Source organism: Paenibacillus liaoningensis, from assembly GCF_059609455.1.
In genome coordinates this window covers 13265-26679 of sequence record NZ_JCAALU010000033.1, presented here as the reverse complement: position 1 = coordinate 26679, position 13415 = coordinate 13265, and the positions used below count along the sequence as shown (strand labels likewise).

10 protein-coding genes are annotated in these 13415 nt (G+C 48.8%); 3 read left to right on the top strand and 7 right to left on the bottom strand.

What is annotated here, in order from left to right; all coding sequences use genetic code 11:
- Positions 1-144: 144 nt before the first annotated feature.
- From AC6B99_RS32535 to AC6B99_RS32525, 3 genes are all read right to left on the bottom strand, one after another.
- Positions 145-1005: an anti-sigma factor domain-containing protein gene (locus AC6B99_RS32535; RefSeq protein ID WP_496665096.1), complete on the bottom strand. Its 861-nt coding sequence runs from the start codon at positions 1003-1005 to the stop codon at positions 145-147.
- The gene (locus AC6B99_RS32530; protein WP_494883159.1) at positions 1002-1640 is read right to left on the bottom strand and encodes a sigma-70 family RNA polymerase sigma factor; all 639 of its coding nucleotides are present in this window, start codon (positions 1638-1640) and stop codon (positions 1002-1004) included. The genes AC6B99_RS32535 and AC6B99_RS32530 overlap by 4 nt, the downstream gene beginning before the upstream one ends.
- A gap of 62 nt (positions 1641-1702) precedes the next feature.
- Positions 1703-3100 carry a YkoP family protein gene (locus tag AC6B99_RS32525; protein WP_494865671.1) on the bottom strand — a complete coding sequence of 466 codons (1398 nt, stop codon included), beginning with the start codon at positions 3098-3100 and terminating at the stop codon, positions 1703-1705.
- Positions 3101-3266: 166 nt separating this feature from the next.
- Here AC6B99_RS32525 and ytvI point away from each other — a divergent pair, with 166 nt between their 5' ends.
- Positions 3267-4412 carry a sporulation integral membrane protein YtvI gene (gene ytvI, locus AC6B99_RS32520; protein WP_056040055.1) on the top strand — a complete coding sequence of 382 codons (1146 nt, stop codon included), beginning with the start codon at positions 3267-3269 and terminating at the stop codon, positions 4410-4412.
- Positions 4413-4419: 7 nt separating this feature from the next.
- Here ytvI and AC6B99_RS32515 read toward each other — a convergent pair whose 3' ends face one another.
- A complete protein-coding gene (locus tag AC6B99_RS32515) occupies positions 4420-6252 on the bottom strand; it encodes a peptidoglycan D,D-transpeptidase FtsI family protein (RefSeq protein WP_496665095.1) in 1833 nt (610 codons plus the stop codon).
- 177 nt (positions 6253-6429) lie between these two features.
- Between AC6B99_RS32515 and AC6B99_RS32510 the strand changes: the two genes are divergently transcribed.
- The gene (locus AC6B99_RS32510; protein WP_056040051.1) at positions 6430-7386 is read left to right on the top strand and encodes a phosphodiester glycosidase family protein; all 957 of its coding nucleotides are present in this window, start codon (positions 6430-6432) and stop codon (positions 7384-7386) included.
- 5 nt (positions 7387-7391) lie between these two features.
- A complete protein-coding gene (locus tag AC6B99_RS32505) occupies positions 7392-8405 on the top strand; it encodes a GtrA family protein (RefSeq protein WP_056040044.1) in 1014 nt (337 codons plus the stop codon).
- A gap of 323 nt (positions 8406-8728) precedes the next feature.
- On the opposite strand, the gene AC6B99_RS32500 is transcribed toward AC6B99_RS32505, so the two are convergent.
- The 3 genes from AC6B99_RS32500 to AC6B99_RS32490 form a co-directional block, all read right to left on the bottom strand.
- A complete protein-coding gene (locus AC6B99_RS32500; protein ID WP_200931662.1) occupies positions 8729-10780 on the bottom strand; it encodes a methyl-accepting chemotaxis protein in 2052 nt (683 codons plus the stop codon).
- Between the two features lie 377 nt (positions 10781-11157).
- Positions 11158-12444 carry a peptidase U32 family protein gene (locus AC6B99_RS32495; RefSeq protein WP_056040043.1) on the bottom strand — a complete coding sequence of 429 codons (1287 nt, stop codon included), beginning with the start codon at positions 12442-12444 and terminating at the stop codon, positions 11158-11160.
- Positions 12445-12470: 26 nt separating this feature from the next.
- Complete coding sequence (locus AC6B99_RS32490) at positions 12471-13403, bottom strand: peptidase U32 family protein (RefSeq protein WP_056040040.1); 933 nt, start codon at positions 13401-13403, stop codon at positions 12471-12473.
- Between the last annotated feature and the right edge of the window lie 12 nt (positions 13404-13415).

The following is a 13415-nucleotide window of genomic DNA, read 5'->3' as shown; positions in this document are numbered from 1 at the left end:
GGCGCTGCTTTTCTTTTTCCCCTTATATAAATGAATAACGAAAAAGCACGCTTATCCGCATTAACTGCGAACGAGCATGCTTTTTTTGTATGGTCACGCCGATTTGCCGCTTAAAATGAGCTACTCTAGCTGGCCAGCTTGCAATTAGGAGCTCGACGTCTCGCTTTGGCTCAAAACTCCTGCAAGCACCATCGAGCCTCTAGGCTCTACCCCGTTCGCATCCGGCTCCTGCGTAATAGCAATTTGATCATATTCATCCGGATTAAAGGTAAAATAAAGCGCCCCTACCCCTTCATTCGGCAGAAACGTTCCCGCATTAACCGGCTTGCCATCTTTAAGCAGCCAAACCTGGAATGCTTCATCGCCTTGAAGCTTAGGCAGCTGCTCGACCTGAATGATCAAATGCATCCCTTTGCTGTCGACGCTAATCGTCGCCCGCCCCTCGGCTACAATGCCTGCTTCCGCCGGCTTAAGCGAAACGACACCGTTCACCTGTGAAGCAGCAGCTGGACTTTCCGCCGCCGCAATCTGCTGCTGCAGCTGCTCCAGTTGGCTCGATAAATCAGCCGTTTCATTTCTTAGGTGGTTAACCTGCTGCAATAAAAAGCCCGATAGAATAACAAACGAAGCCGCGACACCGGTCATAACACGAACAATCCAACGTTTTCGCAATTGAGCCTGTGATTCCGCTGTATGCTGCTGCGTTTGACCGAGCGACGGTTCATTCTCCGCGACCACTGCTGTTGCCCGCGAAGGGGTAGGGTCTGTCGCTGGCTCAGATTGCAGCACAGCAGCCAGAATACGCTGCTTCATACCGGCTGGGGGTTCTACCGAATCAACTGCAAGGGGCAGACGAGTGATTATAGGCTGCAACTCTTCCAACGTCCTCCTGCATTGCTGGCAATGCGACAAATGATGTTCAAATTGCTGTGCTGCTTTTGCATCGAGGCCACCAATTGCATACATCTCCACGTCATCACAAAGTGAATCATTAGGTTTAATCATTGCCGCACTCCCTCCTTCCATGTATGTTCAAACCGTTTGCGAAGCTGGCGTAGCGCCAGCCTGACTCTGCTTTTAACGGTACCAAGCGGAATTTGATGCTTGTCCGCTACCTCTTGCTGCGTATAGCCCATATAATAGATCCATTCAACAACCTGTTTCTGGTCATCATTCAGCTGTCCAATGGCTTCTTTCATTTTTTCCCCTAGCATGCGGTCCTCAACGACCTGTTCCGTTATAAGCGGATCGACGGTTCGCTCCAGGATCATCTCTCCCTGAACCTGCTGTGGGCGTCTTTCTTGCTTTCTAATCCAATCGATTGCAAGGTTGCGCGCGATTGCAAAAATCCAGGTGCTGATCTTTCCGAATGCCTCCTCGGCTTCAACCCGTGAAGCCGCATTCCATATCCGCACAAACAGCTCTTGCACCACTTCCTCCGACGCCATAGCATCCTTCAACATGCGATAAACGAATGAATAGACGGGACGTTCATAACGATCGTACAACTGCTCAAGCGCGGATGCATCTTGCCTTGCAATCTGTTGAATTAAATATTCATCAGATGTCGGTTCCCCCCATGCTGGGATAGCCTCCTCTATAATTAAGTGGTCGTTACTATACCTACCAACGCAGTCCACCAAACGCACCTTTTTCTCTATTTGAAAACTCCGGCTGCCTGTAAACAGACGCCGGAGCTCAATTATATGGCAGAGGTGCTGCCATCCACAGAAACAGAATCCACTGCTGCAGTTTGCGTCTTATGCAAGTTCGCCTCTTGCCCGGAGCTGACGCGCAGCAGTGCTGCATGCATATTTTGATAAGCTTGCATTTTGCTCATTGGCATGAGCAGCAAACAAGGATCAAGCGCTTTTCTGCGCTGTTTGCTTTTCTTATTTCGTTGTTTCTTCGTCAACACGCGCATGAGCAGCCGCAAATAAATTCGGGTCGTGCGAGCAAATAGACCGTTAGGCAAAGGGAACACCTCAAAGCCAAACCGATCGGCTCCCTGATGAATCATCGTAATGCCATACAGCGCCTTCGCCTCCACTGCCGCTGGATCATGCGCTAATTGGCTGGCAAGCATAGGCAATGCAGCTTCGACTTCTCGCAGCATCCGAATTCCAGCGGCAAGTGGCGTTGCCGCTTCTGCGGCAATGCCAGACAGCTTGCGGTTGTCAAAATGCAGCTCCACAACGCGGTCTCCCTTGTTTAAACGCTGGCCATCTGCAAGCTCAATCGGTTGACCGCTGTAAGCAATCGTACGATAATGGAACGCCGGTGGTGAATCCTCCCCTACCTGCTTAAGCTGAAACAGGAAATGGAATACTCGCTCATACTGCAGCCACAGCGTTATAAGTGATTTTTTCCACCAAGACAGCTGGCGCTCCTTCGCCCGTTCTGTCAGCTTAATCATTTCTTCAATCGCAACAAAACGAAAACCTTGCTTGCGGCCTTCCTGCAAATAAGCTTCAAGGGCGACCAGCATATGAGCAGGAGCCTCGTGATGGGCTCCAGGCGTTTGCCCGCAATCATGGAGCAGCAGCACTTCGCCAGGGCGGAGCTTCTTTAGCATTTTTCGCTTAAGCCGCTCAGCGCCCAGCCTCTTGTTCCAATCGCCGAACATCGACGACCATAATACAATTTGCAAATGTCCAATGCCAGCAAAATCAAACACATTGATAATGCCCCAAGGAGGCCGATAATAATTGGAACGGCTCCCCGTTGCCTCTCGTATTATTTCGCATGTACGCTCGATCTGACGCTTGACGGACCTTGGCCGCATAAACCAATTTGTTCGATGAACAAAATTGTGTATGCCAAGCGTATGACCTTCCTCATGTATTTTGCGTAACAGCTCCGGGTGCGCTTCGCCATGTGCGCCAACAATGAAAAAAGTCGCTTTCGCATCATAGCGAGCCAGCAACTCGAGCAGCTTTGGCGTATAGACAGCATCCGGGCCATCGTCAAAGGTAAGGGCAATTTCCTTCTTTACCAGGCCTTTCTTAAAAACCCGAAATCCGAAAGTACGACTGATAAAAGCAGGGAGGAAAGCGTAGAACGAGAAAAAATAAAGAGTCCAGACAACCAAGTTCTCCATATATGTTTCCCCACCGTTATTAAAATTTTTGCTGCATGGAATCGGCGATAATCCAACAACGATAACTTTAATTGTATCATAAGGCATCAAAAAATAGGCAGCAAAATTAAAATTATAGTACAATCAAAGCGAGATATACGAAATTGGAAAAGAGAGGTTTTCAGTTATGCTACCGTTTTATAAAAAATATTGGCGAACCGCATTCGACATTGCACTAATCGCACTAACGGTTTATTTAATTATGCTTGCCTTTAGTCATTTTTATCGATTGGCTACACCTATCATTTTCTCCTTTGTTATTTTTATGTGCATTGAGCCGCTGGCACGCAGGCTGAACAAGATCGGCATTAAGAAATCCATCGCTTCAGGCATATCGATTTTATTGTTTTCCATTCTTATTCTTTCCGCCTTCTCCGGGCTCGGTTACATTATTTCGAAGCAGGGCTCCGAGTTTCTGGACAAGCTGCCGGAATATGAGACCATTCTCAAGGAACAGGTGGAGCTTCGCACTTCACAGGTGCAAAATAAAATTCAGGCCCTCCCGCCTGAGCTCGTCACGCAAATTACGGAATACATCCAGGGTGCTGCCGAATATGTGCCGAATTTGGTCAAAACGCTGTTTGCCGGAACTGTTGGCTACGTCTCCTCATTTTCCAGCTTTATGTTTAACTTTCTGGTCGGTATTATATTAGCTTATTTCCTTAGTATTGAAATTAATGACTGGAAAAAAACAGCGGCGGATAAAACGCCAAAAACGTTTAAGAAAGCCTTTTTCTTTTTGCGTGAAAATGTATTGAAAGGCATTACCGGCTATCTGAAGGCACAAACCAAGATGATTACGATTACGTTTTTCGTCATCTTCATCGCCCTGCTGCTGCTCGGTGTCAAAAATGCCCTTGTCGTTGCCGTCATCTCCGCTATTTTTGATGTGCTGCCGCTGCTTGGCGTAGGTACAATCTTCATTCCTTGGGTTATTTATTTGTTTATCGTGGGGCACACCTCGCTTGCGGTATGGCTGTCCGTATTGTATCTCGTCGTCGTACTGGCGAGACAACTGTTGGAGCCAAAAATTACAGGAGATACGCTCGGCGTATCTGCATTTACGATGCTGGCGTTTATGATTATTTCGCTCAAGCTGTTCGGCATTGCTGGTGTCATCTTATCGCCCGTGCTCATTATTTTGCTCAAAACCTTATATGACCAAGGCTTCTTCCATCGCTGGATCAGAGCGCCGCAAGGCGAATTCGACAACCAGGTGCCGCCTCCAGATGCTGGAGGCCCAGGCAGCCCGCCAGTTCCTCCAAGCGTTTAAATTCGCTTTACCGCTTCGCTATAATATCCATGACGCCGCGAAACAGCTTCGTCGCCTGATTGCTTGTACCAGGACTTCGGTTCTCAGCAAGCACGGCGACGGCGTATCGCGGCGTATTTGTCGGTCCGTAGCCGATGAACCACTGGTGGACGCGCTCCTTCCCGCTGAGCAGCGTCTGTGCCGTACCGGACTTCCCGGCAACGGGCCATAGACCATCGCGAATAGAGCGGCCCGTTCCACGCTCAGTGACCGCCTTCATCCCTTCCAGCAGCATGCCTGCGGTTCTCGGATGTATCTGCGTCCCTGCCTGCTTGGCCTGCAGGGGCTTCAGCTCCACCATCAGCTGCCCGTTCGCATAACGGATTTCACTCACGATTCGCGGCTCCAGCCGCTGACCGCCATGCAAAATCGTCACGACCAAATTCGCCGCCTGCAGCGGCGTCATCCTGACATCCCGTTGGCCGATACCGCTTTGAGCCATAATGCCCCCGTCTACGTCAAGGGTAGGCTTGTCCTGCAATTGCTGCCAAATGCTCGCAGCAAATAACTGTCCGCCTTCCTCCTCGCCAAGCAGCCGCAAACGCCCGGCAAACGGGCCAAATGCTGATTCGGCATGCCAGCCAGCCGGTGCACCAATGCCAAGCGCCGCCGCGGTCTGATACAGCTCATAGCCGCTCAGCCGCTCAGCAAGCGTTGCAAACACGATGTTGCAGGACTGGGCTAATCCTTCCTCAAGCGTCAAGCTTCCGTGGCCGTCTTGCTTCCAGCACGTTAAACCATATTTTCCATACTTCCCGCTGCATGTGAACACTTCTTTTTCGTCGACAACACCAGCCTCAAGCGCCGCCGCTTCCGTTACGAGCTTAAAAATCGAACCCGGAGCAACCGCTTGGAGCGCATGATTCGACCAATCGGTTGCCTCATTGCGATCCAACTGCTGCGGGTTCATCTGCGGCCGAGATACCATGCTGACGATATCTGCATTTTGCGCATCCAGCACGACGATCGCTCCTGCTTTCAAGCCATTTGCATCCGCATAAAGCTCAAGCTGCTGCTGGAGCTTTAAATCCAGCGTCGTCTTTACCTTCAGTGGATAATATTCGCTATCCGGCTGAAAAACCCGCAGACCCAGCCCCTGCAGCGGATGGCGCTTTCCATCGAGAAAAAAAGATACCGACGTGGGTCCGTTGCCTCTGAGCAGCGTATCCAGCGATTTTTCAAGTCCAGCCCCACCGATTTCATCTGTCAGCTTGCGCTTGCCTGACGCCAGATCCGCCCCATAGGCCTGCTCCAGCCATTCCGGGTGCTGGCTTATAAAGCCAATAGCTTGTCTGGCATTAAACTGCGGCAAATACCGATTGTGATAAGGGAGCACCTTGGCTCCATTAATATGGAGCTGCGAAAGTCCAGCCAGTTGGCTCGCGGACAAGCTCAAAGGCGCTTTCTGTCCGTCCTCCCGCCAAAAATCGGCACCCTTCAGCGTATCCCATTTTTCCACTAATTGTTCGTAGGACACATGCAATAGCTTCGCCAGCTTGCGCAGCTCTGCCGCATCTCCCCGGGCCTTGCTCTCCACTGGAAACAGCGCCAATGCAGAATAGCTTTCCCCTGTAATGGCGCTTCCATAACGATCAATAAAATCGCCGCGTCCTGAATCGAGCACCAAATTTCGCTGCCGCTGAATGGCTGCTTTATGCTTCCAGTCGGTATGCTTGCCAATTGTCTGTACAGCGGGCTGCGCCAAGCTTGGCACCAATTGCAGCGTCGCCAGCCGGATCAAATAACCTGCCATTATAACCGTTAAAAATATTGCTACAATTGCTGCACGTCGCCTGACCATTACCGCAGCCCCCTTTTCCTTTCAGTATGGCCTTAATGCCAACGCATAATCAGCATCTCCCATTCCTTAAGCCCTTCTGCCCCTGCTCCAGCTGCCAAAAAAATAGTTCAGTTTCATTTAAGGTAGCCCAAGTATGATAGCCATCAAGAACTTACAAGAAGAGGTGATGCTTCTATTATGAAGACGCACAAGAAGGCAACCAAAAAGAAGAAACGGATATGGCTGATTGCAACGATCGTAACGCTCTTAGGCCTTGGCTCATTGACATATGGTCTCGCAGACCGTTATTTGATCAAGCACGTTGAAGTCGTCGTAACAGACAATACAGCCGCATCCACCAGCTCAAACGAAACGGCCGCAACTACTGATGTTCAAGCCACTTCAGATGACTGGAATTACACCAGTGACGATATCCAAATCAAAATCAACCAAGTGCAGACCGGCTCTGGCTCAGACCTGATTACGTATTATGTCGCAGATGTCACCGTTAAAGCTGCCAGCAGTCTGCGCTCCGCATTCGCCGATAACAGCTTTGGAACGAATATTGTGGAGGATACATCGGTCATCGCTTCCAGCAATCATGCTATTTTTGCAATCAACGGCGATTATTATGGCTTCCGTGACGACGGAGTTATTATTCGCAACGGCACCGTATATCGCGATGAACCGGTGCGGGATGCGCTGGCACTGCTGGATGACGGAACGATCCAAACCTATGACGAAACAGAAACTTCTTCCTCTGACCTGCTTGCAGAAGGTGTCATCAATACGCTGTCATTCGGGCCGATCCTGATTCAAGATGGCAAAATCACTAGTGATTTCAGCAATGTTAAAATCGATACCAATTTTGGCAACCGCTCCATTCAAAATGCGAATCCAAGAACTGCGATCGGCATGATTGCCCCGAACCATTATGTGTTTGTCGTAGTAGACGGGCGGAAGGAAGGATACAGCCGCGGAATGACACTGACCGAGCTTGCTGACGTCATGGCGGGTCTTGGAGCTACAGAAGCGTACAACTTAGATGGCGGCGGTTCATCGACGATGTATTTTATGGGCAGAGTTGTCAATAATCCGCTTGGCAAAAACCAGGAGCGTGGCGTCAGCGACATCCTTTACATTGGAGAGGAGTAATCATTATGACTATATTAATTCCGTCCTACGAGCCTGATCATCGGCTGCTTGATTTGATCCAGCAGCTGCATGCGTTCCAGCTTGAGCCCATCGTCATTGTCGATGACGGGAGCGGACCCAGCTACCGCGAAATTTTCGAAGCGGCTGAAGCGTCCGGCTGTACCGTTATAACCCACGAGGTCAACCTCGGGAAAGGACGCGCCTTGAAAACAGGGTTCGGCTATATCCAAGAAGCCGGTTTGCCGGGCCATGTCGTCTGTGCGGATAGTGATGGGCAGCATTTGCCCCATGACATTAAGCGGATTTTCGAAAAGCTGCTCAGCCAGACAACGCCAGGCATTGTGCTGGGCAGCCGTCGTTTCAGCGGAACCATTCCACTGCGCAGCCGCTTTGGCAACTCGGTCACTCGGTCAGTCTTCTCCCTCACTACGGGCACTAAAATTTATGATACGCAAACCGGCTTGCGCGGCTTTTCACTTGCAATGCTGGACTGGCTATGCCAGATTCCCGGCGAACGGTTCGAATATGAAATGAACATGCTGCTGACCGCCCATCGGGATGGATATAAAATTACCGAGGAATTTATCGACACCGTATATTTGGATCATAATAAATCCTCCCATTTTCGTCCGCTGATCGACTCTTTCCGCATTTATTTGCCGATTATTATGTTCAGCACGTCATCCCTGCTGTCGGCGCTGCTAGACTTCACGCTATTATTTCTTATTCAAAGTATTAGCCACAATCTATTCTTATCTGTCGTTGCAGCAAGATTATGCAGCTCCATCTTCAACTATACAATGAACCGAAAGTACGTGTTCACGGGCGGCAAAGTATCCAAGCTCCATCAGTCGCTGCCTAAATATTTTTCGCTGGTCATCCTTGTGCTGCTCTTAAATTATGGCTTGCTATATTTTTATAATGAAACGCTGATTATTCCCCTTGTTATCGCCAAACTGCTGACCGAGGCCTCTATTTTCCTTTTCAGTTATTGGGCCCAGCGCAAATATGTGTATTAGGGTGAAAACGGGCTTCCCTGCATGAAAAGCTTGGCTTCCGATCGCCATTACCCCTCGCATTTCTTCAAATAAGCCTCTATATGTAGAAATGCAAGGGCAAAAACGTACGCTTACGCTTCTCCAGCACAACCTTTTCATTCCGTTTCGCATTTTTCACCATGGTTCAAGGTGAAACGGCTGCCGCCGTCCTTTGACAGTGCGGCGCGTTTCATTCCGAGAAATATAAGCTTATTTATACGTGTGAAACTTATAAATTCTTATATTTTAAAAAAAGCCGTTTGAACGGGAAAGCACCCCGTTCAAACGGCTTAATATACAGCTTGCTATTCGATTTTGAATTTCGCGAGCGAATCTTTCAGCTCGCGCGATACGCTGCCCAGCTCTTCCGACAAGCTGACGAGACCGTCACTAATGCTAAGCTGCTCGCTGCTGAGGGAAGCTACCTCTTCCGATGTCGCCGAAGACTGCTCTGCTACTGCGCTGACATTCGTCATCGCCTCGGACAATACCTCCTGCGACTTGTCCAGCTCCCCGATGGAGTCCGTTACTGAATCCAGCTTGTGTACAAACTGCACCATCTGCTCCTGTACACCTACGAAAATATCTGTCGCTTGCTTCACAGAAACGATTTGCTCCTGGAATAAAGGATAGGCATCCGACAATACGCTAACCGTATTGTCAATTTCCTCTTGGATTTTTTCCGTGATTTGTCCTACGACATCAATCGATTGACGGGATTGATCAGCCAGCTTGCGGATTTCATCAGCTACAACCATAAAGCCTTTGCCCGCTGCGCCTGCCCGCGCCGCTTCAATCGCCGCATTCAAGGACAAAATATTTGTTTGCTTCGTCAAATTGTTCAATACATCCAAAATTTTAACGATAGAGCCTGTGCTGTCTTTAAGGCTGTCTACCTTCTCCACCATAGAGCGGGTCATTTGCTCGGTCTGTCCAGTCTTATGGCTCAGCTCGCCCATGTAGGCCGCTCCGCGCTCACTCGCCTTCTCTACCTCACCAGCTGCACGCACAATTTCCGCATTCGCCTGCTTCACCGTTTCCATCTGCGTCGAAATATTGCCGCTCAAATCGCTGCCGCGCTCTGCCTCAACAGCAAGGCTTGAAGCGCCATTTGCGATTTCTTCGGTTGCGACTGATATTTCCCGTGAAGAGATCGCGGTCTTCCGTGATACATCCGTCAGCTCGCCTGCCGTATGCAGCACAGTATCCGCAGATTGCGTAGCCTGCTTCGCCAAATTGGTAATTTGCGTCATCATATCGTTGAAGCTGTCACTCAGCTCGCCGATTTCATCGGAACGTTTGCGAATAGCAGAACGAACCGTCAAATTGCCCCGTTGTCCCTCGTTCATCAAATTGCGCAAGTTCGTTAGTGGCTGTGCAATCGTTTTAATTACGAGGAAGCCAATCGCAATCGCAAGGAATACAGCTACAATTGCAGTAATAATGGTCATATTGCGAATGACTTTTGCATCCTCTACCAACGTATCTACCGGAATGAGGCCCAGCAGCTTCCAATCAACGGAATCAAATGTTTTATAGACTGTCAGCATGGATTCGCCATCGCTAGTATTCAGTTTTTTCGAGCCTTCTATTGCAGCGTCGCCTTCCGTTGGAAGAGCTACTGGAGCCGGCTGACCAATGAGTTCATTATTAGGAGCCGCAATATAGTTATTTTGACCATCTACAATTGAAAGCTCGCTGCCAGGTCCCAAGGATACTTCTTTGAATCTTTCCTGAATACTTGCCAAATTAATTTCAATCAGCAGCATATAGGAAACTTCATTAAGCGTGCTATCCTTCAAAAGACGGCTGATGCCAACCGTTGGCGCTCCGTTCGCACCGCCAAAGCCTTTCGGCTGAGTCGCAATCCATAGCGCCTTGCCGTTCGATTCCTGCACCTTGCCGAACCATTCTTCCTTCTTCATCGCATCGGAAGCAACAGAAGATGCATTTCCTGCTGTTACGACTGGCAGCTTGTCATCCAACGGCAGCAAATAGAGTGCCTTAATGCTAGCATTTCCAAGCACGTAATCCTGCATTTTGTTCGACAGCTCACGGCTTGCTTCAAACCGGGTATAATCGTCCTCGCCATCACGCATTTTACCAATCAACGTATGTAAGTCTTTGTTAATTAAAATTTGCATCGTCATTTCTTCATAGTTGTCCAAAATAATGTTCAAGTTCGTCGTTACCTGGCTGACGGTCTGAAAGCTAGCCCCGGAAACTTTGCGCTCGACAATCGTTTTCGTTTGGGAATATGCAATTAGTCCTACTGCCAGAACGCAGGCTACGATGCTGGCAAATATAATTAAAAACAGCTTCGTACCTACCGATTTATTAACCTGGTTCAGCTTCATTTCCTTGGACAGCGATAAAAGCTGCTTGGATGAGCTTTTCCCGTATTTGCCTGTCTTAGAGATGATTTTTTTCATAATCGGTTTAGAGCCGCTCCAAAATCCAGAAAGGGCTTTCATAGATTTTCCTGATTCTGCTTTTTCCCTCGTAATTTTCTTCGACTGAGTTTTGTCCTCATTTTTTTTCAATGATGACACCGCCTTTTTTATTTGTTACGGACTAGGTCTCTAGAAGCGTTCAATATGTTGTCAATGAATCCTTGTGCTCTCTTTTCTTATGTAGCCCCTAATTCTATATATCGGTTTTCATCTCACAAATAATTAATAAATAATAAAAAAAACACTATTTTCAAAAATCGAAAACAGTGTCCTGGTCCTAGTTATTTTTTTATCATTAGTTTACGCAGCATATCCATCGGTTCAACAGGTGCCAGCGTCTTGATGTGGATGCGCTGAAGCGGGTGTCTTGCGGCATCCAGCTCCTGCCCCTTGTCATCGGTCATCTGCGTAATCGTCTGTTTGAAGAAGCGTCCGCCGGGTCCTACAAACTCAACTTCCTGTCCCAGTTTGAAGTGATTCCGCTGCTCTACAACCGCAACTCCAGTCTCTTCGTTGTATTCCAGAACAACCCCTGCAAAATCATAAGGAGCTGGCTTATCTTCCGGCTCATAAATATGATCCTCTGCACCCGGTGTATCGAGAAAAAATCCTGTGTTAAGCGGACGATTCGCCGCTTTGAAAATTTCATCCAGCCATTCCTGCTTCAGCACGAAATTTTCCGGGTCCTCAAAATAGGAGTCAATCGCTTGACGATACACATTCACAACCGTAGCAACATAGTGAATGCTCTTCATGCGACCTTCAATCTTGAAGCTGTCTACGCCAACATCAATCAGCTCCGGCAAATATTCTATCATGCACAGGTCTTTAGAACCCATTGTGAATTGATCTTCGCCTTCGGAATACATTGGCACATCATCAACGAACAAATCGTATTTCCAGCGGCATGACTGCGAGCAGCCCCCACGGTTGGAGTCCCGATCGGTAAAGTGATTGCTCAGTACACATCGGCCGGAAAAGGAAGAACACATCGCGCCATGAATAAAAGCTTCAATTTCGATATCGACATGCTTTTTAATTTCTGCGATTTCTTCAAAGCTCGTTTCTCTGGCAAGAACGACGCGCGGCAGTCCTTCTTCCTTCCAAAACTGTACCGCCTGCCAGTTGAGCGTGGATTGCTGAGTGCTCAGATGCGCTTCCAGCTTAGGGGCTACTCGCGCAGCCGTCTCAATAATAATCGGATCAGCTACAATGATCGCTGAAATGCCGACTTCCTCCAGATTGCGCAAATATTGTTCAAGCCCGCCGATATCCTCATTATGCGCGTAAATATTCGTAGCAACGAACACCTTTGCGCCATAGCGATTGGCAAACTCAACGCCTTCCCGCATTTCCTCAAAGCTGAAATTACCTGCGTTGGAACGAAGGCCGTATTTTTGTCCGCCAATGTATACAGCGTCAGCGCCATAATGAATGGCGAATTTCAGCTTTTCCAAATTGCCTGCCGGGGCAAGCAGCTCAGGACGATCGAGCCTATGGCGCTTCCCCTGATAGCGGGTTTTCACCGGGCTCGTTGCCCCTGAATATGTTGTTTCTGCGACTGTCATAGCAGCTGCACCTCCTGCTCAATTCCTCAATACACCTGTTCTTTATAAAAGAAACCAAAGCTCAGCTCACGCTGCGGATCTTGCGCTTCTTTAATCGGATCCAGCCACTCATCCTCAAAACGGTAGCCTTCCGGATCAGCCATATAAGCATCAATAACGTCGCGATATGCCCGAACTACGATTTCGTTATATTCCACCGACTTGAGCAGCCCTTCAATCTTCAAGCTCTCCACGCCGATTTCCATCAGCTCATGCAAGTTTTCCAGCATGCAAATATCATCCGAGCTCAAAATATGCGTGCCATTGGCATCCTCATATATAGGGAAACGCTCGTCTTTACGCTCGGCTTCCATCACGTAAAGCCCCTGCTCCTTGCTGGCGCTGCCAAGCTTGCCGGAGTCATCCTGATGATCCAAATAGCTGTTCACGAGCGAGCGCTTGGAATGATAAATATTCGTCAAGCCATGAACCTGCACCTCGATTGGCATTGTCGAGTTTTCTTTGATTTCAATAACCTGCTCCATATTCAGCTCACGGGCTAGCACAAACCGCGTAGCGCCGCGCTTTCTCCAATATTCAGCAGTCGCATAGTTCGTTGACGTCATCTCGGCATTCCAATGCAGCGGCATGTTAGGAGCAGCAGTCCGCGCAGCCATCAATACAGCGGGGTCACCGAACATAATGCCGTTTACTCCGGCTTCGGCCAGTGCCTGCAAATAGCCAGGCAACGATTCAACGACATGATTGTGAATCAAATTATTGACAGATACATAAATGTTAACTCCATGAGGCGCCGCCAGCTTCACCGCTTGCTTGATCATTTCCAGATCAAATTGTCCAGCAAGGCGCATGCCGTAACGTGCTTCTCCAATCAGGAAAGCATCAGCTCCGGCAGCAATCAGACGCTCCAGCTCCTCTAAGGATGAAGCTGTCGTTAATAATTCAGGCTTTACCGCCATGTTCCTTACACT